Consider the following 26,845-nt stretch of genomic DNA (forward strand, 5'->3'; position numbering starts at 1 on the left):
TAGACCACCCCGAGGCCGCCCTGGCCAACCTGCACCGCCTCGCTGAACCCCGCCGCAGCCAACTCCGACACCACATCCGACGGTGTTGTTGTACCCCGACCAACCTGGGTACCAAGCGCGGCAAACACCATAAGAACTCCCATGATCCGGCCCAGGGCGCTTTAGCCAGCGTGCCGATTGCATACAGTACGGCAGTACTTGGATACAGTACAGCGGTATTGGAATTGCAGGGTTGCGCTGCGCTTTGATCGCTTCCTAGGGCGAGGGCTTGGCGGCGCAAGTCGGTGAGGACGCGGCCATCAGCCAGCGTGCAGATTCGCCCCGGCAGTACCAGACATCGTTCGCGCGATGTCGTCGTTCCCCTCGACAAACTGGAATAGGTTGCGCGCGTCCGCAAGCCAGTCCATGGCCATCGCGGTGTCTCCGCTCTGAAAGGCAAGGTGCGCTGCGGTGAACAGTGCGCGGATGCGCTGCACGCTGGGTTTGGGCGAGGTGGCGGCCAAGGCACGGTTCGCCCATTGGCAGCCCTCGGTCACCATCGCCTGCTGAATCCAGAACCGACGTATGGCGGCGGCCATCTCTACCGCCATTTCTGGGCAATCGGTCAGGCTGAATTGCAGCGCTTCCCGGATGTTGGGGAGTTCACGTGTGAGGCGCAGGATCCAGTGAAGTTGTTGAGGGCCAAACCATTGGTCCTCGGCTTCGGAGAGCACCTGGTGATACCACGCGGCGTGGCGTCGAGCCAGTCGCGTGCGCTCGTCGCTGGTGATGCGCCCAAGTCCGTAGTCGCGCAGGGTTTCCAATAGCCGATAGCACGCGATGCCGTCATTTTCGGTACGTATCAGGATTGATTTGTCGACCAATGTAGAAAGCAGGTCAAGGAATTCGCTGGCAGGCAGGTCCGCGCCACTGACATATTGGGCTGCCGACAGGTCGAAGTTGCCGGCGAATAGCGATAGTCGCGCCCATACTTGTTGCTCGTCTTGGGTGCACAGGTCATAGCTGCGGTCAATGCAGTACGCCAGGGAGCGCTGATCTGTGGCACCGCCGACGCTCAGCAATGCATAACCGTCGCGGAGTCCGTCTGCGATCTGCTCTACCGGCATAGCCGGAAGCCGGGTAGCCGCCAGCTCGATGCCCAACGGTAGCCCGTCAACGCGGGCGCAGATGCCGGCTACCGCGGCGGCATTGTGTTCCGTGAGCGCAAACTCAGGCACCGCGGCGCGGGCACACTCAACAAATAACGTGACCGCGTCATAGCCGGCCAGGTCTTCCACGCTGGGCTCATCCTGAGGGCTGGGGCAATCGAGCGGCGAGAGCGACAGCACCGCTTCACCACCGACCGCCAGTACTTCGCGGCTGGTTGCCAATATGTGCAGCCGTGGGCAATGCCGCAACAAGGTGTCGACCAGGTTGGCTGTCTCATTGACGACCTGTTCACAGTTGTCTAGGAGGATCAGCGCCCATCGCCGGTCCAGAACCTCGATCAACGTCTCGATCGAGGCTTGCGTCGGCTGATTGGCCACCCCCAACGTCGCGGCTACCAGGCCAACCAGCTGCGACCCGTCGGGCACGTCGCCCAAATCCACCCGCCACACCGCATCGGGGTGGTCGGCACTTAGCTGGTGTGCGGCATGCATAGCCAGACTGGTTTTGCCGACGCCACCCGTACCGGTCACCGTCACCAAACGGGAGCACTCCAACAACTCGCGCAGCCGTATCAGCTCGGCCGCACGGCCCACCAGGGCTTTCAGCGGCGATGGCAAGCTGTCGTCCTTGCCCCGACCGCGCCCCGACGACCGCGAAATGCGGTTGTGTGACCTGTCGCTGCTCGCACGGTCGTGCAGGACCATGTCGTCGACGTTCAGACCGTGCCGGGCTTGGAGTAGCTGAAGTTCTTGGCCTAATTCGAGGGCCGACGGCCGGTGGTTGGGGTCATGGGCCATTGCTTGCTCGATAATCGCGGCAAAGTCGGCGGGGATTCCCCGTTCACGCAGATCGGGCAGGTGTTGGCTGGCGATGCGGACGAACTGCGCCATCAACTGCTCGCCGTGGCGCCGTTCAAAGGCCGCATGACCCGTTAGTCCGGTGAAGAGGCTCGCCCCGAGCCCGTATACATCCGAAGCCTCGCTTGGCGCTGCATCGCCGAATAGTTCAGGCGCGGTAAAGGCCGGCGACCCTTGGAATACACCAGTAGCGGTTTTGAACCCCGATTTGGTGCGGGCGATCCCGAAATCGCTCAATGCCGGCTGACCGTAATCTGTGGACAGAATGTTTGCTGGCTTGACGTCGCGGTGAATAATTCCCGCCCGATGCGCGCACTCCAGCGCGCCGGCGATCTTGACCCCTACTCGCGACACTTCCTCGATATCCAGCGTCCCCACCCGGGCAATCCGCTCCTGCCAGCACCCCGACCCGCAATACGGCATCACCAGGAACGGATTGCCACTGGCCGTTTGGCCTACCTGCAACACCGCCATGATGTTGGGATGAGCCGTTAGTGTCGCCATCGCCTGCTGTTCGCGGACGAACCGCGCTTGGTCCTCTTGACATACAACGGTCAAAACCTTGACGGCTACGACCCGATCCAACGCCACCTGAATGCAGCGGTAGACCGTGCCGAACCCACCCCGGCCAACCTCGACCGCACCGTCGAACCCCGCCGCAGCCAGCTCGACGGCTACGCCGAAGCTACCGGCTCCTTGGGCCGCAGGTTCATGTTGCGTATCAGCGAGGTTCGGATCCATCCACCAACCCCGAGATCCAGCCAACTCGTCGAGCGCAACGCGGAATAGATCGACAAGCCGAGGAATATGGGCGCACCACATCGGCATATTACTGCTTTGGGGGCCGGCATTGTAATTGCATATTTCCGGAATTCAGGATGGCGCAAGGAGCTGCTACTGACCCCCGGGGATGAACGGGATGAACTCACCCTTGGGCTTGTTCACCTATTGCCGGTGCCCGGCCAGACGGGGCCAAGGCCAGCATCCGCCTGCCTTGGGGTCAATGTCAGGCCTGATACGGATGTGACACAAGATAACTTATGAGGCTAATGTTACGGCGCGCCTCCTCGCCCCCACCGTGGTTCACCGACAGAATCGCCCCCATGAAGATGTCAGGGCTTCTATCTCGTAGCACTCCTCGGCCGGGTCTGATCGGCACCGCTCGGGTGGACCGGAATATCGACCGCCTACTGCGCCGGGTCTGCCCGGGCGACATCGTGGTGCTCGACATCCTGGACCTTGATCGCATCACCGCCGACGCCCTCGTCGAAGCCGACATCGCCGCAGTCGTCAACGCATCGCCGTCGGTTTCCGGCCGCTATCCCAACCTCGGTCCGGAGGTGCTGGTCAACAACGGCGTCACTCTGATCGACGAGACCGGTCCTGAGATCTTCAAGAAGGTCAAAGACGGCGCCAAGATTCGGCTGCACGAAGGTGGGGTGTACGCCGGTGATCGCCGGCTGGTCCGCGGCACCGAACGCACCGACCACGACATCGCCGACCTCATGCGGGAGGCCAAGAGCGGGCTGGCGGCTCACCTGGAGGCCTTCGCCGGCAACACGATCGAGTTCATCCGCAGCGAAAGCCCGCTGCTGATCGACGGAATCGGCATCCCGGACATCGACGTCGACATGCGCCGCCGCCATGTGGTGATCGTCTCCGATGAGGACAGCGCCGCCGATGATCTGAAGTCCCTCAAACCGTTCATCAAGGAGTACCAACCAGTGCTCGTGGGCGTCGGCTCAGGGGCCGACACCTTGCGTAAGGCGGGCTACCGGCCGCAGCTGATCGTCGGCGACCCCGACCAGATCAGCACCGAAGTCCTCAAGTGTGGCGCGCAGGTGGTCCTGCCCGCCGACGCCGACGGCCATGCCCCCGGCCTGGAACGCATCCAGGACCTCGGTGTCGGGGCCATGACCTTTCCGGCCGCCGGCTCGGCGACCGACCTGGCGCTGCTGCTGGCCGACCATCACGGCGCTGCGCTGCTGGTCACGGCCGGTCACACCGCCAACATCGAGACCTTTTTCGACCGCACCCGCACCCAGAGCAACCCGTCGACCTTCCTGACCAGGCTGCGGGTAGGGGAGAAGCTGGTGGACGCCAAGGCCGTCGCCACCTTGTACCGCAACCACATCTCGGCCGGGGCCATCGCGCTGCTGGCGCTGACCATGCTGATCGCCATCATCGTGGTGCTGTGGGTCTCGCGCTCCGACGGCGTGGTGTGGCACTGGATCATCGACTACTGGAATCGCTTCACCCTTTGGGTGCAGAACCTGGTCAGCTAGGACGGTGCGCTGATGATCTCGTTACGCCAACACGCGATCTCGCTTGCGGCCGTCTTCTTGGCGCTGGCCATCGGGGTGGTCCTGGGTTCCGGTTTCTTCTCGGACACCCTGCTGTCGACGTTGCGTAACGAGAAGCGGGACTTGGCCGGCCAGATCAGCAGCCTCAACGACCAGCGCAATGCGCTCAACGAAAAGCTTAGTGCGGCAAACAATTTCGATGCCCAGGTGCTGGGCCGGATAGTGCACGACGCGATGGCCGGCAAGTCGGTGGTGCTCTTCCGCACCCCCGATGCCAAGGACGACGACGTAGCCGAGGTGTCGAAAATCGTTGTCAAGGCCGGCGGTTCGGTCACCGGGACGGTGTCGCTGACCCACGAGTTCGTCGAAGCCAACTCAGCGGAGAAGCTGCGCTCGGTGGTGAACTCGTCCATCCTGCCGGCCGGCACTCAGCTCAGCACCAAGCTCGTCGACCAGGGTTCGCAGGCGGGTGATCTGCTCGGCATCGCGTTGATGATCAACCCCAAGCCCGATGCTCCCGCCGTCGATGACGGTCAGCGCGACACGGTCCTCGCGGCGCTGCGCGAAACCGGGTTCATCACCTATCAGCCCGCCGACCACATCGGGGCCGCCAACGCCGCGATCATCGTCACCGGCGCAGCGCTGCCCGCCGACGCCGGCAATCAAGGGGTCAGCGTGGCGCGGTTCGCCGCGGCGCTGGCGCCCCACGGTTCGGGAACCGTGCTCGCCGGGCGAGACGGCTCGGCGACCGGTAGCGCCGCCGTCGCCGTGGCGCGCGCCGACGCCGGCATGGCCGCCGCCGTCAGCACCGTCGACGACGTGGACACCGAGCCGGGACGTATCACCGCGATCCTGGCTTTGCATGACCTGGTCAACGGCGGCCACACCGGTCAATACGGCACCGGTCACGGGGCAACTTCGGTCACTGTGCCCCAGTAGGGCGTGTTCTCCGCGGTGTGGCGCCGTGGATGTTAGGGTGGGTTTCCGTGGGTCGGCAGGCCCAGCTAGATCGGCTACCACAAGTCATGCCCTGCCCGTCTTCACGGAGGTCGCCCTGTTGCGTAAGCACCCGCACACCGCCACCAAGCACCTTTTCGTCAGCGGCGGTGTCGCTTCCTCCCTTGGCAAGGGACTGACTGCCAGCAGCCTTGGGCAGTTGCTCACCGCGCGCGGGTTGCACGTCACAATGCAGAAGCTCGACCCGTACCTCAACGTCGATCCGGGCACGATGAACCCGTTCCAGCACGGTGAGGTCTTCGTCACCGAGGATGGCGCCGAAACCGACCTCGACGTCGGTCACTACGAACGGTTTCTGGATCGCGATCTGTCTGGTTCGGCGAATGTCACTACCGGCCAAGTGTATTCAACGGTCATCGCCAAGGAACGTCGCGGCGAATACCTCGGCGACACGGTTCAGGTGATCCCGCATATCACCGACGAGATCAAGCGGCGCATCCTGGCGATGGCCGAACCGGACGCGAACGGCCACCGGCCCGATGTCGTCATCACCGAGATCGGCGGCACCGTCGGTGACATCGAGTCGCAGCCCTTTCTGGAGGCGGCCCGCCAGGTTCGGCACTACCTTGGTCGCGAGGACGTCTTCTTCCTGCACGTTTCGCTGGTGCCCTACCTGGCCCCGTCCGGCGAACTCAAGACCAAGCCGACGCAGCACTCGGTGGCGGCGCTGCGCAGCATCGGTATCACCCCCGACGCACTGATCCTGCGTTGCGATCGCGACGTTCCCGAAGCGCTGAAGAACAAGATCGCCCTGATGTGTGACGTCGACATCGACGGCGTGATCTCGACGCCGGACGCGCCGTCGATCTATGACATCCCGAAGGTGCTGCACCGCGAGGAACTGGACGCGTTCGTGGTGCGCCGGCTCAACCTGCCATTCCGCGACGTCGACTGGACCGAGTGGGACGACCTGCTGCGCCGCGTTCACGAACCGCAGGAGACGGTACGAATCGCGTTGGTGGGCAAGTACGTTGAGTTGTCTGACGCCTATCTGTCGGTTAGCGAGGCATTGCGAGCCGGCGGATTCAAGCACCGCGCCAAGGTCGAAATCCGTTGGGTGGCTTCCGACGACTGCGAGACGGCCAGCGGCGCCGCGACCACGCTGGGCGACGTGCACGGAGTGTTGATTCCCGGCGGGTTCGGCATCCGGGGTATCGAGGGCAAGATCGGTGCCATCTCCCACGCGCGGGCGCGTGGTTTACCGGTGCTGGGGTTGTGCCTGGGGCTGCAGTGCATCGTGATCGAGGCGGCCCGCTCGGTCGGTCTCACCCAAGCAAACTCAGCCGAATTCGAACCGGGTACACCGGATCCGGTCATCTCCACGATGGCCGACCAGGAACACATCGTGGCCGGTGAGGCAGATCTGGGCGGAACGATGCGCCTGGGTGCATATCCCGCGGTGCTGCAGCCGGATTCGATTGTGGCCCAGGCATATCAGGCAACGCAGGTGTCCGAACGGCACCGGCACCGCTACGAGGTGAACAACGCCTACCGAGACAAGCTGGCCGAAAGTGGGCTGAGAATATCTGGGACCTCTCCCGACGGGCACCTGGTTGAGTTCGTCGAATACCCGCCGGATCAGCACCCATTCGTCGTCGGCACCCAGGCCCACCCGGAGTTGAAGAGCCGGCCTACCCGGCCGCACCCGCTGTTCGTCGCGTTCGTCGGTGCGGCCATCGATTACAAGGCGGGCGAACTGCTGCCCGTCGAGATTCCCGAGCAGCACGTGTCCAACGGGAGCCAGCATCGAGACGGCGCTCGAGACGAGATCGCCCAGCCCCTAGTCGAACCCGCGGCCCGTGGCTGAGCACGTCTTCGAGACGACATCGTCCGAAACGCTTTACCGCGGAAACATTTTCGCCCTACGCCGGGATGAGGTGCGAATGCCAGGCGACACCATTGCGGTGCGCGAGGTGATCGAACATTACGGCGCGGTGGCCATCGTCGCGATGGACGACCAGAACAACGTTCCGTTGATCTACCAATACCGTCACGCGTTCGGGCGACGGCTATGGGAGTTGCCCGCAGGGCTGCTCGATGCCCCTGGTGAACCACCGCACCTAACGGCCGCCCGCGAGTTGCAGGAGGAGGTTGGCCTGCAAGCCAGTACTTGGCAGGTGCTGGTCGATCTCGATTCCGCGCCCGGCTTCAGCGACGAGTCGGTGCGCGTGTTTCTGGCCACCGGGCTGACCCGCGTTGACCGGCCGGAGTCGCACCACGAAGAAGCCGATATGACCATGTGCTGGTTCCCCATCGCAGAGGCGGTTCAGCGGGTGCTGGCCGGCGAGGTCATCAATGCCATTGCGGTCGCCGGAATTTTCGCCGCCCAGGCGGTCGCGAACGGCGTCGCTCAGGCGCGCCCTTTGGATACCCCATGGGTCGATAAGCCGGGTGCGTTCGCCGCGCGCAAGGCCTCGCAATGACGCTTGCGCTCGAATCTCAGATGCAGGGCTACCTCGACCATCTGACTATCGAGCGCGGCGTTGCGGCGAACACGTTGAGCTCCTACCGCCGCGATCTGCGGCGCTACTCCAAGCACCTGGAAGACCGCGGGATAAGCGACCTGGCCAAAGTCGGTGAGGACGACGTCAGCGATTTCCTGGTGGCGCTGCGCCGCGGGGATCCCGAATCCGGATCGGTCGCGCTGTCGGCGGTGTCGGCAGCGCGGGCGCTGATCGCGGTGCGCGGACTGCACCGCTTCGCCGCCGCCGAAGGACTGGCCGAACTCGACGTGGCGCGGGCCGTGCGGCCACCCACGCCAGGCCGGCGGCTGCCCAAGAGCCTGACGATCGACGAGGTGCTGGCGCTGCTGGAGGGCGCCGGCGGCGACGACGCGGCCGACGGGCCGCTCACCTTGCGTAATCGGGCCTTGCTGGAACTGCTCTATTCCACCGGGGCGCGGATCTCCGAAGCTGTCGGCCTCGACGTCGACGACATCGACACGCAGGCGCGCTCGGCGCTGTTGCACGGCAAGGGCGGCAAGCAGCGGCTGGTGCCGGTGGGACGTCCCGCCGTGCACGCGTTGGACGCCTACCTGGTGCGGGGACGCCCGGATCTGGCGCGGCGCGGGCGCGGTACCCCGGCGATCTTTCTCAATGCGCGCGGTGGGCGGCTGTCGCGGCAAAGCGCCTGGCAGGTGCTACAGGATGCGGCCGAGCGGGCCGGTATCACCTCGGGCGTATCGCCGCACATGCTGCGGCACTCGTTTGCCACCCATCTGCTCGAGGGCGGCGCCGACGTGCGGGTGGTGCAGGAGTTGCTGGGCCACGCCTCGGTCACCACGACGCAGATCTACACCCTGGTCACCGTGCACGCACTGCGTGAGGTGTGGGCCGGAGCCCATCCGCGGGCCCAATAGCTCTGCGCCAAATACCTGGATTGGAGCGCCGGGTCGGGCACCAGGCCGCGTCGCGCCCATCACCGATGCGGCCCGTGGCCATGATGTCGTGGATGCCCACCGTTCAATCGCCGGACCGACCAACGAAACGGGACCAGGCGCGCTTCAAGACCCATTGATTTTCAAGGTTACGCACAGCTTTTATTGACCTCCGCGAAAGGTGGACCGGATGTACGATCTTTTGCTTAAGAAAGCAGTTCGACGAAGCTGAGGATCGTGCGATGGACGATGACAGCAGCACTGCGGGTAAGCGCTGCGGTCTTTGGCTCACCGGCGCCCGTGGCTCGGTGGCGACCACCTCGATCGTCGGCTTATATGCATTGAGCGCCGGCCTGATCCCCGACACCGGCTGCGTGACTGCCACGCCCGACTTTGCTGACGCGCCCCTGCCGAAGCTCTCGGATTTCGTGGTGGCCGGGCGCGACATCTCCACCACACCCTTGGTCAAGCGCGCCGAAATGTTGGTTGAGGCCGGGCTGCTGCCGCCTGGAGTGGTGGCCGCGGTCAACGACCGGCTCGCGGCTACCGACGATGAGATCGTCGGACCCTCGTGCATGGCGACCGCGGACCCGGCCAGCGCCGGCGCCGCTACCCAGGCGGAACTCGTCGATCGGCTCAGCGACGCGATGGCTTCGTTCATCGCGCGGCACTCGCTGGACGTGTTGGTCGTCGTCGACGTGGCATCCACCCAACCACCCGCGATCGACATGCCGGAATTCCGGGATGCCGAACTGCTCCTCCCGGCGCTGGCCGAGCCCAACCGCGTCGTGCTACCGGCGAGCGGCCTGACCGCCCTTGCCGCGATACGCAATGGCGCCGCATATGCCTGCTTCACACCGTCGCCGACGCTGGGCCTGCCCGCGTTGCGCAGCCTGGCCGACGATGCCGGCGTTCTCTATGCCGGGCAGGACGCCAAGACAGGTCAAACCTTGCTGCGAACCGTGTTGGCGCCGATGTTCGCCAGCCGCGCGATGGCCGTGCACTCGTGGTCGGGAACCAATCTGCTGGGCGGTGGGGATGGCGCCACGCTGGCCGATCCGGTGGCAGTGCAGTCCAAGCTCGCCAGTAAACAACGCGGCATCCAGCAGATGCTCGGCGGTGGCGTGACCGCTCCACTGCACATCGACTATGTGCCCGACCTCGGCGAAACCAAGGTCGCCTGGGATTACATCCATGCCACCGGATTTCTCGGCGGCCAGATCACGCTGCAAACAATCTGGTCGGCACCGGATTCCGCGTTGGCGGCGCCGTTGGTTCTCGACGTTGCGCGTTTGTTGGCAATGGGTCGCGGGCACGGCGCGCGCGGCGTCGTCCCGGAGTTGGGCTTCTTCTTCAAGGAACCGTGGGGGTCTGAAACGCATTCACTCGCAGCGCAATACGATGCGCTGGTGCGGTGGAGCACGTCGTTTTCGGCTGGCCGGTGAAGGTCAAGGCGTATCTCGACCTGATGCGGGCGCCTGCCGCGCTGACAGTTCTCGGTGATACGGCTGTCGGTGCCATTTGGGCGGGCCGCCCGCTCTCGGGGCGACGGCTCGCGCTGCCGCTGGCCTCGGCACTGTTGTATTGGAGCGGCATGGTGCTCAACGACTGGGCCGACCGCCGTCGCGACGCCGTGGAGCGGCCCGAGCGGCCCATTCCGTCCGGCAAGGTGTCGCCCGGCGCCGCGCTGTCGCTTGCGACGGGATTGGCGGCGGCAGGTGTCGCGACGGCGACCGTGGTCAGCGGCCGGCACGGGCTGGCCGCAGCCGCTCGAATCATGTTGTGCGTCACGGCATATGACGTGGTCGCCAAGGACACCGCCGTCGGACCGCTGGTCATGTCGGGCTGCCGGTTTTTCGATGTCATGCTCGGTGCGGGTCCGGGTTCTCGGGCCGCGCTTGTTCCGGCGTCGGTGATCGGGCTGCATACCACGGCAATCACGGTGCTATCGCGCAGCGAGGTGACGGGTGCCGAACGCAGCCTGCCGGCGGTCGTCGGCGCAATGGGCGGTGCCGTCGCCACCTCGGCGATGGTGAGCACCGCAGGATATCGGGCCGCACCGGCCGGGGTGGTTTATCTGTGGTCGTTTGGCCCTGGCCTGTGGCGGGCGTGGCAGCAGCCCAGTGCGGAGGTGATCCGTGCGGCCGTGCGCAACGGTATCGCGTCGATGATCGCAGTGCAGGCGATGCTGGCGGCACGTTCTCGGCTGACCATGCTGGCACTGAGCGGGCTCGCAATCGGATTGCGGCTGAAGGTTTCTGCGCCAAAACCCACCGAGGTGACCTGATGCACATTGGCTACAACACCAATAGCCTGGCCGACCATCCGCTGGCCGACGCGCTGGCCCTGATCGCCGACGAGGGCTATACGGCGGTCGCGCTGACGGTCGGGTATCCGCACGTGCGGCCCTTCGACTCCGACCTCGGTTCGCAATTGGGTACCCTTCGGGCGCTGCTGGACAGCTACGGGCTCAAGGTGGCCGTCGAAACGGGAGCGCGTTATCTGCTGGATCCGCGTAACAAACACAAACCCTCGCTGGTGGACATCGCCGGAGAGGCGCGAGTCGAATTCATGCGGCGCGCAGTCGATATCGCCGCGGACCTCGGGGCCACCTGCGTGTCATTGTGGTCGGGCTACGCCGTCAGCCACAGCGACCCCGCCACCACCCGCGATCTGTTGCTGAGCCGTCTTGCCCAGGTCGTGGATTACGCCGACCGCAAGGCGGTCACGCTGGGCTTCGAGCCAGAACCCGGCATGTTCGTCGAGACGGTGGCCCAAGCGCGCGAAGTATGCCGGGCGCTCGGCGACCCTGCGCGCCTTGGCATCACGCTGGACGTCGGCCATTGTGTGATGACCGAGCCGGCCGGTGCCGCGGCGGCGATCGCCGGCCTGGGCGACAAACTGGTCAACGTGCATCTGGACGACATGACGCCGCTCAAACACGAACACCTCGAATTCGGTGCGGGTGACCTCGATCTGGGGGCGGTGATGGATGCCTTGTGCGGCAGCGGTTTCGGCGGTGTTGCCTCCGTCGAGTTGCCCAGGCATTCGCACGACGCACCGAATGTCGTCCGCCGCAGCATGTGGGCGATAAAACTGGCCAGGCTACCTGTGCAGGCGAGGTCGTGGATCGACACCGCAGCAGCCGAGATCGGGCGCTCGCCCGACAAGGTCGTGCAGCTGTTTCCCGGGGCGACTCGCGGTGTGGCCGGATCCAGCGACGCCGTACTGCTGGCCCGGGAAAAGCTGTTCACGGCTCTGGTGGCCGAAAGCGATGCCGTGGTGGCGCCGCTCATCGAGAAGCTGTACCGCTGGGGCGACAGTGACGAGCGTCTGGCCGTGTTGCGCGGATTGGAAATCTCAGCTGTGAACGGTCAACTCGGACCCGAGGCCTGTACCACGGGTGTGGCGCTGGTCGAGGACGCCCTGCGCTGCAACGAGCCTCGGCTGGTGGGCGCGGCCCTCGGTGGGTTTGCAGCCCGCCACCTATCTCAGCACGCCTGGCGTCACGGAGTGATGAAGCTCGTTTTCATGGGGGTGTCGCTGCAGGCAGTGGCCGGCTTGCACAACCGGGCCGACACCGAATTGGGCCGTATGGCCAACGATTACGTCAACGAACGCCGTGCGGCGGGACGTTCGGTGTCTGACGACGTGACGATGCTGCAACGCCTTACCGCGACAGAGACGGAGGTTGCGACATGAGAATTTTTGACCCCCATATTCATATGACCTCGCGGACCACCGATGACTACGAGCAGATGTATGCCGCCGGCGTCCGCGCTCTCGTGGAACCGGCCTTCTGGCTGGGCCAGCCCCGCACCGACGCCGCATCGTTCATCGACTATTTCGACAGCCTGATCGGGTGGGAACGTTACCGCGCTTCGCAATTCGGCATCGCGCACAACTGCACGATTGCGCTCAATCCCAAGGAAGCCAACGACAGCCGCTGCCGGCCTATACTCGAGCACATACCGCGCTACTTGTCCAAAGCCGGTGTCGTCGCCGTCGGCGAAATCGGTTACGACTCAATGACACCCGACGAAACTGCGGTATTTGAAACGCAGTTGGAGATGGCCGCTGAGCGCGAGCTGCCCGCACTCGTGCACACACCGCATCGCGACAAACTCGGCGGGACGATAGCCAGCATCGACGTGGTGAAGCGCATCGGTATCGATCCGGGACTGGTACTGCTGGATCACCTGAACGAGGTGACTATCGAGCCCGCACTGGAAAGTGGCTGTTGGGCGGGTTTTTCGATCTATCCCGATACCAAGATGGACGAGGACCGCATGGTCGCACTCATGCAGCGGTACGGCCTGGAACGGATCATTGTCAACTCCGCCGCCGATTGGGGCCGATCCGATCCGCTCAAGACGGCCAAGACGGCCGAAGCGATGCTGGCGGCGTCGTTCACCGAAGACGACGTCGATCGAGTGCTGTGGCGCAATCCCGTCGAGTTCTACGGCCAGAGCGGACAGCTAGTTCTGTTGAGCGAGGAGCAGGAAGCCGCGTTCGCCGGCAACACGATTCACCGCGGGGAAAAGCGGTGATGCTGTCGTACTGCAGCAACGTGGTTGCCGCGGACAGTCTGCAGCTGCTGGAGCACCAATTGTCGTCGGTTTTCGCACCGGCACGCGAGCATGCCGCGGTGCAGCAACTCGGCGTCGGTCTGTGGCTGCCGGCTGCCACCGCCGCCCAACTCTGCGGCGATAGTCGGGCACGCCGCCGACTGGCGGCGATCCTGGCCGACAGCGGACTCGCCGTGGTCACCATGAATGCCTTTCCCTACGGACAGTTTCACGGCAGCTCAGTCAAACACAAGGTTTACCAACCGGATTGGACGACGCGCCAGCGCCTGGAATACACGAAGAACTGTGCCCAGGTGCTCAGCGATCTGTTGGGCGACACCGGGCACGGCAGCATCTCGACGTTGCCGCTCGGTTGGAGTGATCCATGGGACGACACCGCCGATACCCAAGCCCGCAACAATCTGGCCGCGCTGGCCGATGAGCTGCGCCGCATCGAGAACCGCACCGGCAACCGGATCAGGCTGGCAGTCGAACCCGAACCCGGCTGCGTCATCGGATCCTGCGGCGATGCCATCGGCTGGCTGGGCCGTGCGGTCGCAGCCGGAGATGTGGATACCCGCTATATGGGCGTGTGTCTGGACACCTGCCACTTGGCGGTAATGCATGAAGATCCCACCGCAGTGCTATCGGGGCTGGCCGAGATCGGAATCGAGGTGGTAAAAATACAGGCTTCCAATGCAATTCAGATCGACGACCTCGCCGCCGAAGGGGTCGTTGAGGCGTTCGCGGAATTCGCCAATTCGCCGTACCTGCACCAGGTCAACGGGTTCGACAGGAGCGGCCGCCAGTGGTTCCGGGACGATCTGTCCTTCGAGGACGCGTCGATACCGCGCTCGGGCAGCGCCCGCGTGCACTATCACGTGCCCTTGCACATCAGCCCGCCGGCGCCGCTGGGCAATACGTCACACATCCTGTCCGAGGTAATGGGCATGCTGGGGGAGCTGGCCGGACCCATCGACGTCGAAATCGAAACCTACACTTGGGACGTGCTGCCGCCGTCGCTGCGCATGGGAAGCCTGGCCGAGGACATCGCCGCCGAGGTTCGCTGGCTCGACGAACTGATCTGCGTGCGGGATCCCGCATGACGCAACCCGTTCTGCTCATCAATGTCGTCGGCTTGACGCAGCCGCTGCTGCGGCACATGCCGAACCTGTCCGCGCTGGCCGGCCGGGGCGCCATGACTCCGCTGAAGACGGTTTTCCCGGCGGTCACCTGCACGGTGCAATCGTCGATGGTCACCGGCCTGATGCCGAACCAGCACGGAATCGTCGGAAACGGCTGGTATTTCCGCGATCTGGGTGAAGTACTGCTGTGGCGGCAGAGCAACGCCCTGGTAGCGGGGGAGAAGGTATGGGAGACGGCGGCCGGGCGCTTCGAGGGGTACCGCTCGGCCAACGTCGGTTGGTGGTATGCGATGAACGCCAGCAACGACGTCATCGTCACGCCGCGGCCGGTCTATCACCAGGACGGCCGCAAGTCGCCGGACTGCTACGTCATTCCGCCGGACCTGCATGACATTCTGACTGAAAAGCTCGGCACCTTTCCCTTGTTCCAGTACTGGGGACCAACGGCGAATATCACCTCGTCGCGCTGGCTGGTGGACGCATCGATGGAGATCATCGAGCGCTATTCGCCCACGCTGCTCACCGCGTATATCCCGCACCTGGACTACGACTTTCAGCGCTATGGTCCGCGGTCGCCGCTGGCGATTGCCGCCGCGGCGGACGTCGATGCGGCCCTGGCCCCGCTGCTCACGGTTGCCGCCGATCGCGGCATGACCACCATCGTCGTCTCCGAGTACGGGATCGGGCCGGCCCACCAGCCGGTCGACATCAACCGCGCACTCAGACGCGAGGGCTATCTGAAGGTCTACACGCAGCAGGGCCGAGAGTACCTGGACCCGTGGACGTCCCGGGCCTTCGCCGTCGCCGACCACCAGGCCGCCCATATCTATGTGCGCGACGACACTGATATCGCAGCAGTGGCCGATCTCGTCAAAGGCCTGAGCGGGGTTGACGAGGTGCTTGATCGAGACAAGCAGCAGGCATTGGCAATCGATCACTCCCGGTCCGGTGAGCTGGTGGCGATCGCCGAACCGGGCGCATGGTTCACCTACTACTACTGGCTCGACGACGAGCGTGCACCGGAATTCGCCCCCTGCGTCGACATTCACCGTAAGCCCGGGTACGACCCCGCCGAATTGCTGATGAATCCCGACGATCGGGCCGTCAAGGCCAAAGCCGCTGCGGCACTGGTCAAGAAGGCGGTAGGCCTGCGCTACACCATGGGCGTCATTGCCCTGAACGGCAAGGGCGTCGGCGGCACCCATGGGCGGCTGCCGGACTCAGCCGAAGAGACCCCCATCGTCATTACTTCCACCCCCGACCTGCTGGCCGATGCGTCGATGCCCTTGCCCGTCACCGCCGTACGTGATCTGGTGCTCAACGCCCATACGTTCAAGAGATGATGGATATGTTGCCAACGAAACGTGACCTTGAAACAGCCATTGCCGCGATGGCCCGCGTTGCCAAGTCCGATGGACTATCAGAGGCAGACGAGAGGCTGCTGGAAGCTGCAAGCGTGTATCTCGGCGAGGACAAGATCGACTGGCGCGAGCTAGTCGACCGGCCGTTCGACGTCACAGCCGTCAGGCTCGAATCTGACCTCACCGAGGTTGCCAAACGCTGCTTGTTGTTTCTCGTGACGGCTGCGATCTTCGCGAACGGCAAAGTTCGGCTGCCTAGAGTTCAGGCCAGCATCCAAATCGCGAAAGCGCTTGACTGCCACGACAAATTCCTGGATGACCTGCTCGACATTGCTCGCGGACGCGAATTCATCGGGTCCATGCGAATCCGGGCGAAGCTGATGAGTAGCCACGGCACCTCGCCCCTTCAGGTGCTGAAGGGCTTCTGGGACAACATGTCCGGTTACCTCGGCTTTGCTACCGATCCGGAGCTGGCCGCGTCCTATCACAGGCTGGGCCTGCTCGAGCCGGGGTTACTCGGACGCGAACTCTGGGCGCACTATGTTCGGAACAACCTGAGATTTCCCGGCGAGAAAGGCACGACGGGCGAGTTCATCGTCGGGCATGACGTGGCGCATATCTTGTCTGCGTATTCGACGGAGCCCGCTGGTGAGCTTCTTGCCGGAGCGTTCTCGGCCGGCTACAAGGAGCGGAACCCATTTGCACCGTTGCTGCTGGTGCTGCTGCAGTTCCAAGCCGGGATAAAGATTGACTTCCGGGCCGAAGCGACCACCGGATATATCGATGCGTCCGGTTACATGGATGCATTCCGGCGCGGCCTGGAGTGCAATGTGGACCTCACCTTCGGAAGCTGGGATTGGCGGCTTTACGCCGAGGTACCCGTGGCCGAGCTTCGCGAAAGTTTGGCTATTCCACAGCCGGCGGCGCCGGCGATCACCGGCGGCACCTATCAAGAAGTGTTGTGACGGCCGAGCGGCTCCGGTCGTTTCGGTAGGAACACAACCGGTATGACGGTCAGCACCACCAGCACGACCGCCACCACGAACACCGCGGTGTAGGCGTGTGACAGATCACGCAGCAGGTTGCCCGCGAATTGCGGATCCAAGGCTTGCCGCGGCATCGTCGCAGGGTCAACCGGCACTCCGCGCCGGGCGGCGTCCTCGCGCAGCATGTCGATCTTGTTGGCTGCGGCAACGTTTGCGCTGCGGTTGAACTGACTGGTCAGCAGGACCGACATCAGCGCTGTTCCCACCGACGCCGCCACCTGTTGATTGACGTTGAACAGCGTGGAGCCGCGCGCGATCTGATGTGGAGCAAGCGTCTGTACGGCCGCCGCCGACAGCGGGATCATCGTGCAACCCATGCCCAGACCCATGATCGTCAGCCCGATCAACAGCGTCGGCACGTAGTTGGCCTGCTTGGCGACGCCGTAGGCGAAAACGCCCATGCCGAGTGCGATCAGGGTGATGCCGACCATCAGGATCTTGCGCGGGCCACGCTTGTCCATCAACGATCCGGCAACCGGCATCGTGAGCATGGCGCCGATGCCCCGGGGGACCATGCTCACTCCGGCCTGCAACGGCGTTTGGTGTAGCAACTCCTGGAAGTAGCTCGGAAACAGCAGCCCCGCCCCGAAAAAAGAAGCGGCGAAAAAGAACATCGCCGCGTTGGCCAATGTGACGACCCGATTGGTGAACAGCCGTAGATCGATGAGCGGATGGTCGGCTCGGTAGAGCGCGTGGAAGACGAAACCGGTGATCAGCGACAAGCCGATGACCACCGGTATCCACACATGCCGATCGGCCGCTGTGCCGCGGCTGGGGATGACCGACACCCCGTAGAGGAATGTCGCCAGGCCGGGGGAGAGCAGCAGCATCCCGACGAGGTCGAAGGTTTCCGATGGCCTCGAATGGTCCTGCGGCAACACGATTCCCGCCAGGGTGAAAGCGATCAGCCCGATCGGCAGGTTGATCCAGAAGATCCATTGCCAGCTGTAGCTGTCGATGAGCCAGCCACCCAGCACGGGCCCGAATACCGGACCGAGCAACATCGGAATGCCCAGCACTGCCATGACGCGACCCATCCGCTTGGGGCCGGCCTCCCGGGTCAAGATGGTGAGCACCAAGGGCATCAGCATGCCACCGCCGAGGCCCTGCACAACCCGAAATGCGATGAGCAGACCGATATTCGGTGCCAGTGCGCACAGCAGTGAGCCCAGCGTGAAAGCGGCAAGCGAGCCCATGACGAGTCGTTTGGTACCAAACCGGTCGGCGGCCCAACCGGCCAGGGGAATCACCGCGGCCATCGCGAGCGTGTAGCCGGTCATCGTCCAGGCGACGACGGCTTGGGTGGTCTCGAAGGCGGCGACGAACGTGCGTTGCGCGACGGTGACGACGGTGGTGTCGACGATCGCCATCAGTGTGGCAAGGACACATACGCCGGCAATCCGCAGCAGCCTCGCGTCGAGTTGATCGGGCGCCTGTGGCGGTTGTGAATCGAGCGCGCCGTGCTCCATGGCTATCAGCTCCTAGGTCTGCAATGGACCCAATCCCGTGCCGGAAAGCATCTCATACGCCGAGCCCCACTCCCTTGACTTTCGCGCCCGCCGCTCCTACCTTTAGGCCAAATGTCGGACATTTGGAGGTTTTCATGGCGACCACGCTGACCAGCAAGGTCACTCCGTTAGCTCGCGGCTGGGACGATCTACTCTTTCCCGACACCACCGGCCTCGATGCTCAACGGACGGACGAGTTCATCCGCAACGCGATGCGCTGGCACTTCAGCGAGGAGACGGGCTCCCCCTTCTGGCTCCGCGAGGCCGTGCAACTGGACTTCGACCCGCTCGTCGACGTCAAGACGTGGTCGGATCTGCGGCTGTTTCCCAACATCGTGAGCAAGCTGAGGGATGTCGTCGCGCGAGATCTCATTCCGCGCGGCTATGGCCAAAACCCGGACTTCGACGGTGTTTACGAATCCGGTGGCACCACCGGAGCGCCGAAAAGAGTTGTGCTTATGCGGGACTGGTCGGACTCATGCGACGAGTTCGCACACCTGGCGCTCGATGAGGCCGGAGTGCCCCGGGGTGTCGACGCCCTTGGGCTGCTGCCGACGGGCCCGCATCATTTCGGTCATTCCCTGCGCCGCCAGATCGCCCAGCGGGGCGGACTTTTTCACAGCGTGGATCTCGATCCGCGCTGGGTGAAGAAGCGCGTGGCCGTCGGCCGGCCCGAGGCAGTCCCGGCATACATTGATCACCTGATCGACCAGGCCACTTTCATCCTCGAGACGCAGGACATAGGCCTGCTTGCCATAACTCCTCCGGTATTGGTGCAGATGGCCGAGAACGACGATCTGGTAGAACTCATCGCCCGTAAGGTCAAGGCGATCGTGTGGGGCGGCGCGCACATGGATGCCGACACGCAACGACTGCTTACCACCGACGTGTTCCCCAACCAGGTGTTCTACGGCGTATTCGGGTCGGCCATGATCCTGGGTACCTGCCGACAGCGACCGCAACGGCTGTGGGGTCAGGAAGTGATCTTCGACGCTCGGCCACCGTTCATCACCGTCGAGGTGGTCAATCCAGCGACGTTGGAACCGGTGGACTATGGGCGGCGCGGGCACTTGCTCATGCACCACGTCAGCAAGAACGCGTTCATTCCCAACAACTTGGAGCGCGACACCGGAATCCGGGTGGCACCGCCACCGGGACTGGCGGTGGGCGACTCGGTAACCGCCGTCACGCCGACGAAAACCTTTGGGGACGAAGACGTTATCGAAGGCGTTTACTGATGCTGCGAATCGACGCGATCGGGCCCGCCGGCCCCTATCGCGCACGGCACCGGGAACGGGTGTGCTATTTGAGCGGGGAACCGCTGGCCGAGCTGAGCATGGTGCCACCGATCTTCGCGATCCAGGCGGTCAGGAAAATGCGCCGCGCCCCACGCCTGAGGCTCGAGCAACGGCTCAGCGCGATGCGCAGTGCCGCGGCATCTTTCGCCCACGGCTGCATCGGCGGCATGAGTGCGCGCGACTACCAGCGCACGGTGAGCCAGGTGACCGGCACGCCCATCACTTCGGTGCAGATCGCTGTCAACAGCATCGAGGCCGCTGGGATGAACCTTGCGTGGACGTCGCAGCAGGCCCGTCCAGCTGCTGCGGTCAACGACTGGCGCGATCCGGCCGCCGGGTTCGGCTCGGCGGTGTGGACTCGCCGTGGAGACGTATTCGCCGTCCTGTCTTCGGGCAACACACCGGCGATTCACAGCGCCTGGTTCGACGCCATCGCCTACGGCTATCGGGTGGTCCTGCGTCCGTCACGTCGCGAGCCATTCACGCCGTTTCGATTGGTCAGCGCCATGCACGAGGCCGGCCTCGGCGACTATGTGGCTCTACTGCCGTGCGGCTACGACGTGGCCGACAAACTGGTCGAATTATCCGACCGTGCAATGGTTTACGGCGGCCAGGACATCGTGCACAAGTACGGCGGAAACGATCGCGTCCTCGTTCAAGGTCCGGGCCGATCCAAGGTCCTGATCGGCTCGGACGTAGATTGGCAGGACGCGGTCGCCACGGTGGCGCATGCGGCCACCGTCAGCGGCGGCGCCTCGTGTATGTGCACTACTTCGGTGCTGGTGGACGGCGACCCGCGACCGTTCGCAACAGCGTTGGCGGCCAAACTATCTCAGATTCCCAGCCTGTCACCCGAAGACCCGCACGCGATCCTCACCGTGCGTCCATGCGAGTCCGCTCGCCGCATCGAGCGCTGCCTGCGCACGGCGGCCAGCGGCGCAACACCAGTGCTCGGTGGCGACAGTGTGGTCGACGAACTCCGCGGCGGCGCAGTGCTTCGTCCGGCGGTTCATCTCGTCCATTCGTGGCGGGCCCCTCAACTCGGCGTTGAACTTCCCTTCCCCTGTGTGTGGGTCGGTCCCTGGGACCGCAGCGCAGGCGTCGCGCCGTTACGTAACTCGCTGGTGGTGGTCGCCAACACGGGGGACACCGAGGTTGTCGACGAGCTGCTCAACGAGCCGAGCATCCGCAACGTCTACGTCGGCAATCACCCGACCACGTTCTCGGCCGCCGGCCTGCCGCACGATGGCTACCTCGGCGAGTTTCTTATGCGAACGAAGGCTTCGGTGCACGCTTCGACAAGCTGTTGGCGGGAGCCACCGACGCCGGTGCTGCCGCAACCGCACGTCACCCGAGTGTGAGGCGGCGCACACAACCAGCGGTTGTGAGGTCACAATCAGCGGCCCTCTACTGACACCCGCTTGATTCCTGCACTATGAAACTGTGTCCCGCGGGTCCGATAGGGGTCCAGGTCAGGCGGGCTAAGGAATCGCCGGCGTTGCAATACCGCTGGCGGACAAGAATGTTCGCGAAGGAGATAGCGCATGACCGCGGCACCTCCCGCCAAGACACGTAATCGTAGTGAGGGTCAGTGGGCGCTGGGCGAGAGCGCACCGCTCAACGACGCCGAGCAGTTCAAGCACGATGATGCGCCGCTCAACGTGCGAGACCGGATCCTGAATGTGTACGCCAAAGAGGGGTTCGACAGCATTGCCAAGAACGATTTGCGCGGTCGGTTCCGCTGGATGGGCCTCTACACCCAGCGTGAGCAAGGTTTCGACGGCTCGTGGACCGGTGAGGAGAACACCGACACCATCGAGGCGAAGTACTTCATGATGCGTGTGCGCTCCGACGGCAAGCCAATGTCGGCGGCAACGTTGCGCACCATGGGCCAGATTTCGACGGAATTCGCCCGCGACACGGCCGACATCGGCGACCGCGAGAATGTCCAGTACCACTGGATCAACATTGAAGACGTCCCCGAGATCTGGCGCCGGCTCGAATCTGTCGGCTTGACTACCACCGAGGCCTGCGGTGACTGCCCGCGCGGTATCCACGGCTCGCCGCTGGCCGGTGATTCGCTTGACGAGGTGCTAGACCCGTCGCCCGCAATCGACGAAATAATCCGCCGATTCATGAATAACCCCGACTACGCCAATCTTCCGCGAAAGTACAAGATTGCGATCTCCGGTCTGCAGGACGTGTCCCACGAGACTCATGACGTAGCGTTCGTCGGCGTCATTCATCCCGAGCACGGCCCCGGCATGGACCTGTGGGTAGGCGGCGGCTTGTCGACCAACCCGATGATGGCCCAGCGCGTCGGCGTGTGGATCCCCCTCGATGAGGTGCCCGACGTTTGGGAAGCGGTCACCCAGGTATTCCGTGACTACGGCTATCGGCGGCTGCGCGCCAAGGCTCGGCTGAAGTTTCTGGTCAAAGACTGGGGTGTCGAAAAGTTCCGCGAGGTCATGGAGTCTGAGTACCTCAAGCGCAAGATGATCGACGGCCCGGCCCCCGAGCCGATCAAGCGGCCCATCGACCACGTCGGCGTGCAGAGAATAAAGAACGGGCTCAATGCCGTCGGGGTGGCCCCCGTCGCCGGACGCGTGTCGGGTACCACCTTGTCGGGGGTGGCCGATCTCATGGAAAAGGTCGGCTCTGACCGGGCCAGATTCACCCCGTTTCAGAAGCTGGTCATCCTCGACGTCCCAGACGACAAGGTCGACGAGTTGGTCGAAGGCCTCGACGCGCTGGGCCTTCCGTCGCGGCCGTCCTCGTGGCGCAAGAATACGATGGCCTGCACCGGAATCGAATTCTGCAAGCTGTCCTTCGCCGAAACCCGGGTCCGGGCCCAGACTTTGGTGCCTGAGCTGGAAGGGCGCATGGCCGACGTCGAGTCCAAGCTCGATGTGCCGATCACCGTGCATATCAATGGATGTCCGAACTCGTGCGCCCGAATTCAGGTCGCTGACATCGGATTCAAGGGCCAGTGGATCGACGACGGCGACGGCAATTCCGTCGAAGGGTTCCAGGTGCACCTCGGCGGCGGACTGGGCGAGCAGAGCGGTTTCGGCCGAAAACTGCGCCAGCACAAGGTCACCAGTGCAGAACTCGGCGACTACATCGATCGGGTAACTCGAAACTTCCTCGAGCAGCGCCAGAACGGCGAGCGTTTCGCATCGTGGGCACTGCGAGCCGACGAGGCCGACTTGCGATAAGAGCCGTCCGACACCAGCAACCACAGTGGCGCGCGTTACGAACGAGGACGACGAAATGACCGAAGCGGTGCCCGATTTCACCGAGGAGCAGCTACGGGAGCTGGCGCTGCGCGGCGCGACAGAGCTGGACGGCGCCAGCGCCGCCGATATCCTGCGCTGGACCGATGAGCACTTCGGTGGCTACGACGGAGTCACCTCGGTGACCTGCAAGTGGGTGGTGGCCTGCAACATGCAGGAGGCACTGACGGTTTCGCTGGCTTCGGACATACGGCCAGGCGTCCCGGTGCTGTTCTTGGATACCGGTTACCACTTCGCCGAAACCCTTGGCACCCGTGACGCTGTCGAGGCCGCTTACGATATCCAGCTGCTTAACATCACTCCCCAGCACACCGTGCAAGAGCAGGACGAGCTCATGGGCAAGGACCTCTTTGCCCGTGATCCCAACGAGTGCTGCCGGCTGCGCAAGGTCGTTCCGCTACGCGAAGTCCTGAGCAGCTATTCGGCGTGGGTCACCGGGGTACGCCGGGTGGAGTCACTCTCGCGCGCGACGGCCCCACTGATCAGCTTCGACGAGTTATTCGGGCTGGTGAAGGTCAACCCGGTGGCGACCTGGACCGACGACGACGTTCAGGAGTACATCGCGCAGAAGAATATCCTGGTAAACCCTCTTGTCGACGAGGGTTATCCGTCCATTGGCTGTGCACCTTGCACCGCGAAGCCGGCCGACGGCGAAGACCCGCGCAGCGGGCGCTGGCAGGGCCGGACCAAAACCGAATGCGGATTGCACGGCCGATGAACACACTCGTACTGACCGCGCACGGCAGCCGCGATCCACGTTCGGCCGCCAACGCCGAAGCCGTCGCCAATCGGGTCATGCAGATTCGCCCCGACCTCGACGTGCGGCTGGCTTTCCTGGAATTGAGCAAACCGAATTTCATCGATGTGCTGGCCGGTCTACCCGACACCCGCCGAGCCGTGGTAGCGCCGCTGCTGCTGGCCAACGCCTACCACGCACGCGTCGACATCCCGAGGCAGATCGCCAGCGCCAAAGCGCACGGTACCCGCCAAGCGGGCGTCCTCGGTGAAGATGATCGGCTGGTGTCGGTGCTGCGGGAGCGGCTGGGCGAAATCGGAGTTTGCCCGCGCGACAACGACCTGGGGGTGGTGGTGGCCGCAATCGGCTCATCGGACAAGGCGGCGAACGCTCGCACCGCCACGGTGGTACCCAGGCTGGCAACAGGTACTCGGTGGGCCGGGGCTGCCATCGCCTTCGCCACCCGACCCGAGGCCTCGGTCGCCGCCGCCGTCGCCCAGCTACGCCGCCGCGGCGCACGCCGGCTCGTTATCGCGCCGTGGTTCTTGGCGCCGGGCCGCATCACCGATGGTCTGTCGACCTTCGCGCATGACCACGACATCCCGATGGCGGCACCGCTGGGCGCACACCTGCTGGTGGCCGAGACCGTACTGGAGCGCTTCGACGAGGCCGTTGCGACCGGCGTCGCCGCCTAACGTCCGATTCGACGCTATTTCGACGCGATTGTGCGGTTCCTGATGTGGCTCAGCACCTCTCGTATTGCCCCTGCCGGAGGGATGCGCCCGCCAACCCAGATTGCGCGGAATTTTCGCCGCAGGTCCAAGTCAGGGATATCGATTGCGTGCAGCCGGCCGACCGCCAGGTCGTCGGCTACCGCCAGCCGGCTCATGGCCGCCGGTCCCGCACCGGCGAGCACGGCCGCGCGCACCGCTGCAGCAGACGCCAACTCCAGTACGGGCGGCGCTTGTCGAATATCGTCGCCCAACACCCGGCGAAGCGCCACGGTGAGTGAATCGCGTATTCCTGAATTCGGTTCGCGGGCAACCAAAGGCGTCTGAGCGAGTTCGAGTGCGGTCACGACCCGCGAGCGTCGAGCCCACTTGTGGTTCGGCGGCACCACGACCACCAGTTCGTCGTGGCCTACCACGCAGCTGCCCAAACCCTGTGGAATATGGGGATTTTCGACAAAGCCGAGATCGACAGTGCCGTCGCGGACCGCGGCGATCGCATGGTCGCTGTTAGTTGCGGTCAGCAGCACCTGAGGCGCGTTGCCGTTGTAGCGCTCGGCCGTAGTCTGCAGCGACAACAGCCAGTGCGGCATCAGCTGTTCGGAAATAGTCTGACTGGCCGCCACCCTGATGCGCTCGCGACCTTCCTTGCGCAGCGATCCCATAGCCGCGTCGATCTCGTTGGCCAGTTCAAGTAACCGCGCTGCCCAATCGGCCACGATCACGCCAGCAGGGGTCAATGTCGAGCCGCGCGTGGTGCGGACCGCCAGCGTGACTCCGAGCTGGGCCTCCATTGCGGCGAGCCGTCGTGATATCGCTTGCTGAGTCAAGCCGAGTTCTTGCGCAGCGCGCCCAAGGCTGCCGGTCTCGGCGATCACCAAAAAGGCTTCGAACGAGGCAAGTTCGGGCATCCGCGGGCTGAGCGGCATGGCCTATCACATCACAATCCACTCCGGTGGCACAACATTTGGTTGTGACGCCACAACGGCAAAACCTCTACTCCCGTCGCGGTCGGACGCCAACGATAAGACGTATGACCTGTCAAACCGACGAGGTGCCGACACCGGCAGCGGGAGGCGATTCGCGTCGCTACCACATTGCGATCGTGGGTTCGGGGCCGTCGGGGTTTTTCGCGGCCGCGTCGCTGCTCAAGGCCGCCGACTGCTCCGATCGCATGGATGTGGCTATCGACATGCTCGAGATGCTGCCAACCCCGTGGGGGCTGGTGCGCTCCGGCGTTGCGCCCGATCATCCCAAGATCAAGTCGGTCAGCCAGCAGTTTGAGAAGACCGCCGAGGACAGCCGGTTCCGCTTCTTCGGCAATGTCAAGATCGGCGATCACATTTCGGCCGCTGAACTCGCCGAGCGTTACGACGCGGTGATCTATGCGGTCGGGGCTCAATCCGATCGTGCTTTAGACATTGCCGGCGAAGATCTGCCCGGCAGCGTCGCCGCGGTCGATTTCGTCGGTTGGTACAACGGGCACCCCTACTTTGACCAGCTTGACCCTGACCTGTCAGGCGCCCGCGCGGTCGTGGTGGGTAACGGGAATGTGGCCGTCGATGTCGCTCGCATGCTGATAACCGATCCCGACGTGCTTGCACTCACTGATATCGCCGATCACGCATTGGAGATGTTGCGGCGTTGCGCCGTCGAGGAAGTGGTGCTGATCGGTCGGCGCGGACCCTTGCAAAGTGCGTTCACCACATTGGAGTTGCGCGAGCTGGGCGAGCTCGAGGGCGTCGACGTGGTGGTGAATTCGGCTGATCTGGAAGGCATCAGCGACGATGACGCCGCGGCGGCCGGCAAGGTCACCAAGAACAACCTCAAGGTGCTGCGCGACTACGCCAACCGCACCCCCCAGCCCGGGAACCGTCGAATTGTGTTGCGTTTCTTGACGTCTCCGATCGAGATCAAAGGCGCCGACAAGGTGGAGGCGATCGTGCTGGGGCGAAACGAACTGGTTTGCAACGCCACCGGCCAGATGGTGGCCAAAGACACCGGCGAACGCGAGGAACTGCCCGTTCAGCTGGTGGTGCGCTCGGTCGGCTATCGCGGCGTGCCCACCCCGGGGCTGCCGTTCGACCAAAAGACCGGCACCATCCCACACGTCAACGGGCGGGTCTCGGACAGCCGCAACGAATACGTGGCCGGCTGGATCAAACGCGGGCCGTCCGGCGTGATCGGCACCAACAAGAAGTGCTCCCAAGACACCGTCGATACCTTGCTCGGCGACCTGGCTGCCGCACCTGACCCCGCGGACCGCGGCGACAACTATGCCGGTGAACTCGCCGAGTGGCTGATCTCGCGACAGCCCAAACTGGTCACTGCCGACCACTGGCGAGCCATTGACCGCTTCGAGCGCGAAGCCGGCGAACCCAACGGACGCCCTCGCGCAAAAGTGGCCAGTCTGGCCGAGCTACTGCGAGTTGCGCACGGCTGATTCTCGAGCCAGAA

The 26,845-nt window shown here is 64.3% G+C and carries 21 protein-coding genes; 18 read left to right on the top strand and 3 right to left on the bottom strand.

Annotation, left to right across the window (positions count from 1 at the left end):
* Window positions 1–299: 299 nt before the first annotated feature.
* The gene (locus tag AWC27_RS06420) at window positions 300–2,747 is read right to left on the bottom strand and encodes a protein kinase domain-containing protein (RefSeq protein WP_169726733.1); all 2,448 of its coding nucleotides are present in this window, start codon (window positions 2,745–2,747) and stop codon (window positions 300–302) included.
* A gap of 362 nt (window positions 2,748–3,109) precedes the next feature.
* Between AWC27_RS06420 and steA the strand changes: the two genes are divergently transcribed.
* The 12 genes from steA to AWC27_RS06480 all read left to right on the top strand — a co-directional run bounded on the left by steA (window position 3,110) and on the right by AWC27_RS06480 (window position 16,741).
* Window positions 3,110–4,291, top strand: a complete 1,182-nt coding sequence (gene steA, locus AWC27_RS06425) for a putative cytokinetic ring protein SteA (protein ID WP_083113725.1) — start codon at window positions 3,110–3,112, stop codon at window positions 4,289–4,291.
* Window positions 4,292–4,303: 12 nt separating this feature from the next.
* On the top strand, window positions 4,304–5,248 hold the full coding sequence (locus AWC27_RS06430) for a copper transporter (RefSeq protein ID WP_085669733.1): 945 nt from the start codon (window positions 4,304–4,306) through the stop codon (window positions 5,246–5,248).
* A gap of 118 nt (window positions 5,249–5,366) precedes the next feature.
* Window positions 5,367–7,133, top strand: a complete 1,767-nt coding sequence (locus AWC27_RS06435; protein ID WP_085669734.1) for a CTP synthase — start codon at window positions 5,367–5,369, stop codon at window positions 7,131–7,133.
* Window positions 7,126–7,749: an NUDIX domain-containing protein gene (locus tag AWC27_RS06440; protein WP_085669735.1), complete on the top strand. Its 624-nt coding sequence runs from the start codon at window positions 7,126–7,128 to the stop codon at window positions 7,747–7,749. Before AWC27_RS06435 ends, AWC27_RS06440 begins: the two co-directional genes overlap by 8 nt.
* Window positions 7,746–8,684, top strand: coding sequence for a site-specific tyrosine recombinase XerD (gene xerD, locus AWC27_RS06445; RefSeq protein WP_085669736.1), 939 nt, complete (start codon window positions 7,746–7,748; stop codon window positions 8,682–8,684). The genes AWC27_RS06440 and xerD overlap by 4 nt, the downstream gene beginning before the upstream one ends.
* A gap of 260 nt (window positions 8,685–8,944) precedes the next feature.
* Window positions 8,945–10,147, top strand: coding sequence for an inositol-3-phosphate synthase (locus AWC27_RS06450; protein ID WP_085669737.1), 1,203 nt, complete (start codon window positions 8,945–8,947; stop codon window positions 10,145–10,147).
* Complete coding sequence (locus AWC27_RS06455) at window positions 10,117–10,989, top strand: SCO3242 family prenyltransferase (RefSeq protein WP_245846889.1); 873 nt, start codon at window positions 10,117–10,119, stop codon at window positions 10,987–10,989. Before AWC27_RS06450 ends, AWC27_RS06455 begins: the two co-directional genes overlap by 31 nt.
* Window positions 10,989–12,404 carry an EboA domain-containing protein gene (locus tag AWC27_RS06460; protein ID WP_085669738.1) on the top strand — a complete coding sequence of 472 codons (1,416 nt, stop codon included), beginning with the start codon at window positions 10,989–10,991 and terminating at the stop codon, window positions 12,402–12,404. The genes AWC27_RS06455 and AWC27_RS06460 overlap by 1 nt, the downstream gene beginning before the upstream one ends.
* Window positions 12,401–13,252 (top strand): TatD family hydrolase, encoded by an 852-nt coding sequence (locus AWC27_RS06465; RefSeq protein WP_085669739.1) that lies wholly within the window; start codon window positions 12,401–12,403, stop codon window positions 13,250–13,252. The genes AWC27_RS06460 and AWC27_RS06465 overlap by 4 nt, the downstream gene beginning before the upstream one ends.
* Window positions 13,252–14,376: a metabolite traffic protein EboE gene (gene eboE / locus AWC27_RS06470; RefSeq protein ID WP_085669740.1), complete on the top strand. Its 1,125-nt coding sequence runs from the start codon at window positions 13,252–13,254 to the stop codon at window positions 14,374–14,376. The genes AWC27_RS06465 and eboE overlap by 1 nt, the downstream gene beginning before the upstream one ends.
* On the top strand, window positions 14,373–15,758 hold the full coding sequence (locus AWC27_RS06475) for an alkaline phosphatase family protein (protein WP_085669741.1): 1,386 nt from the start codon (window positions 14,373–14,375) through the stop codon (window positions 15,756–15,758). Before eboE ends, AWC27_RS06475 begins: the two co-directional genes overlap by 4 nt.
* The gene (locus tag AWC27_RS06480) at window positions 15,755–16,741 is read left to right on the top strand and encodes a hypothetical protein (protein ID WP_085669742.1); all 987 of its coding nucleotides are present in this window, start codon (window positions 15,755–15,757) and stop codon (window positions 16,739–16,741) included. Before AWC27_RS06475 ends, AWC27_RS06480 begins: the two co-directional genes overlap by 4 nt.
* On the opposite strand, the gene AWC27_RS06485 is transcribed toward AWC27_RS06480, so the two are convergent.
* Window positions 16,726–18,291 carry a DHA2 family efflux MFS transporter permease subunit gene (locus AWC27_RS06485; RefSeq protein WP_085669743.1) on the bottom strand — a complete coding sequence of 522 codons (1,566 nt, stop codon included), beginning with the start codon at window positions 18,289–18,291 and terminating at the stop codon, window positions 16,726–16,728. The two genes, AWC27_RS06480 and AWC27_RS06485, sit on opposite strands and share 16 nt — an antisense overlap.
* A gap of 134 nt (window positions 18,292–18,425) precedes the next feature.
* Between AWC27_RS06485 and AWC27_RS06490 the strand changes: the two genes are divergently transcribed.
* The 5 genes from AWC27_RS06490 to AWC27_RS06510 all read left to right on the top strand — a co-directional run bounded on the left by AWC27_RS06490 (window position 18,426) and on the right by AWC27_RS06510 (window position 24,355).
* Complete coding sequence (locus tag AWC27_RS06490; RefSeq protein WP_085669744.1) at window positions 18,426–19,568, top strand: phenylacetate--CoA ligase family protein; 1,143 nt, start codon at window positions 18,426–18,428, stop codon at window positions 19,566–19,568.
* Window positions 19,568–20,989: an aldehyde dehydrogenase family protein gene (locus AWC27_RS06495; RefSeq protein ID WP_085669745.1), complete on the top strand. Its 1,422-nt coding sequence runs from the start codon at window positions 19,568–19,570 to the stop codon at window positions 20,987–20,989. The genes AWC27_RS06490 and AWC27_RS06495 overlap by 1 nt, the downstream gene beginning before the upstream one ends.
* Before the next feature lie 183 nt (window positions 20,990–21,172).
* Window positions 21,173–22,846, top strand: coding sequence for a nitrite/sulfite reductase (locus AWC27_RS06500; protein WP_085669746.1), 1,674 nt, complete (start codon window positions 21,173–21,175; stop codon window positions 22,844–22,846).
* A 55-nt stretch (window positions 22,847–22,901) separates the two neighbouring features.
* The gene (locus AWC27_RS06505) at window positions 22,902–23,642 is read left to right on the top strand and encodes a phosphoadenylyl-sulfate reductase (RefSeq protein WP_085669764.1); all 741 of its coding nucleotides are present in this window, start codon (window positions 22,902–22,904) and stop codon (window positions 23,640–23,642) included.
* On the top strand, window positions 23,639–24,355 hold the full coding sequence (locus AWC27_RS06510) for a sirohydrochlorin chelatase (RefSeq protein WP_085669747.1): 717 nt from the start codon (window positions 23,639–23,641) through the stop codon (window positions 24,353–24,355). Before AWC27_RS06505 ends, AWC27_RS06510 begins: the two co-directional genes overlap by 4 nt.
* Before the next feature lie 14 nt (window positions 24,356–24,369).
* On the opposite strand, the gene AWC27_RS06515 is transcribed toward AWC27_RS06510, so the two are convergent.
* Window positions 24,370–25,317 (bottom strand): LysR family transcriptional regulator, encoded by a 948-nt coding sequence (locus AWC27_RS06515; RefSeq protein WP_085669748.1) that lies wholly within the window; start codon window positions 25,315–25,317, stop codon window positions 24,370–24,372.
* A gap of 104 nt (window positions 25,318–25,421) precedes the next feature.
* Between AWC27_RS06515 and AWC27_RS06520 the strand changes: the two genes are divergently transcribed.
* Window positions 25,422–26,831, top strand: coding sequence for an FAD-dependent oxidoreductase (locus AWC27_RS06520; RefSeq protein ID WP_085669749.1), 1,410 nt, complete (start codon window positions 25,422–25,424; stop codon window positions 26,829–26,831).
* Window positions 26,832–26,845 lie beyond the last annotated feature (14 nt).

The organism is Mycobacterium szulgai, from assembly GCF_002116635.1.
Classification (GTDB): domain Bacteria; phylum Actinomycetota; class Actinomycetes; order Mycobacteriales; family Mycobacteriaceae; genus Mycobacterium; species Mycobacterium szulgai.

Excerpts from the sequence above, each read along its gene's own strand:
- AWC27_RS06420 (WP_169726733.1), bottom strand. The coding sequence starts at position 2,747 with ATGGATCCGAACCTCGCTGATACGCAACATGAACCTGCGGCCCAAGGA.
- steA (WP_083113725.1), top strand. The coding sequence starts at position 3,110 with ATGAAGATGTCAGGGCTTCTATCTCGTAGCACTCCTCGGCCGGGTCTG.
- AWC27_RS06430 (WP_085669733.1), top strand. The coding sequence starts at position 4,304 with ATGATCTCGTTACGCCAACACGCGATCTCGCTTGCGGCCGTCTTCTTG.
- xerD (WP_085669736.1), top strand. The coding sequence starts at position 7,746 with ATGACGCTTGCGCTCGAATCTCAGATGCAGGGCTACCTCGACCATCTG.
- AWC27_RS06450 (WP_085669737.1), top strand. The coding sequence starts at position 8,945 with ATGGACGATGACAGCAGCACTGCGGGTAAGCGCTGCGGTCTTTGGCTC.
- AWC27_RS06460 (WP_085669738.1), top strand. The coding sequence starts at position 10,989 with ATGCACATTGGCTACAACACCAATAGCCTGGCCGACCATCCGCTGGCC.
- AWC27_RS06465 (WP_085669739.1), top strand. The coding sequence starts at position 12,401 with ATGAGAATTTTTGACCCCCATATTCATATGACCTCGCGGACCACCGAT.
- eboE (WP_085669740.1), top strand. The coding sequence starts at position 13,252 with ATGCTGTCGTACTGCAGCAACGTGGTTGCCGCGGACAGTCTGCAGCTG.
- AWC27_RS06475 (WP_085669741.1), top strand. The coding sequence starts at position 14,373 with ATGACGCAACCCGTTCTGCTCATCAATGTCGTCGGCTTGACGCAGCCG.
- AWC27_RS06480 (WP_085669742.1), top strand. The coding sequence starts at position 15,755 with ATGATGGATATGTTGCCAACGAAACGTGACCTTGAAACAGCCATTGCC.
- AWC27_RS06485 (WP_085669743.1), bottom strand. The coding sequence starts at position 18,291 with ATGGAGCACGGCGCGCTCGATTCACAACCGCCACAGGCGCCCGATCAA.
- AWC27_RS06490 (WP_085669744.1), top strand. The coding sequence starts at position 18,426 with ATGGCGACCACGCTGACCAGCAAGGTCACTCCGTTAGCTCGCGGCTGG.
- AWC27_RS06495 (WP_085669745.1), top strand. The coding sequence starts at position 19,568 with ATGCTGCGAATCGACGCGATCGGGCCCGCCGGCCCCTATCGCGCACGG.
- AWC27_RS06500 (WP_085669746.1), top strand. The coding sequence starts at position 21,173 with ATGACCGCGGCACCTCCCGCCAAGACACGTAATCGTAGTGAGGGTCAG.
- AWC27_RS06505 (WP_085669764.1), top strand. The coding sequence starts at position 22,902 with ATGACCGAAGCGGTGCCCGATTTCACCGAGGAGCAGCTACGGGAGCTG.
- AWC27_RS06510 (WP_085669747.1), top strand. The coding sequence starts at position 23,639 with ATGAACACACTCGTACTGACCGCGCACGGCAGCCGCGATCCACGTTCG.
- AWC27_RS06515 (WP_085669748.1), bottom strand. The coding sequence starts at position 25,317 with ATGCCGCTCAGCCCGCGGATGCCCGAACTTGCCTCGTTCGAAGCCTTT.
- AWC27_RS06520 (WP_085669749.1), top strand. The coding sequence starts at position 25,422 with ATGACCTGTCAAACCGACGAGGTGCCGACACCGGCAGCGGGAGGCGAT.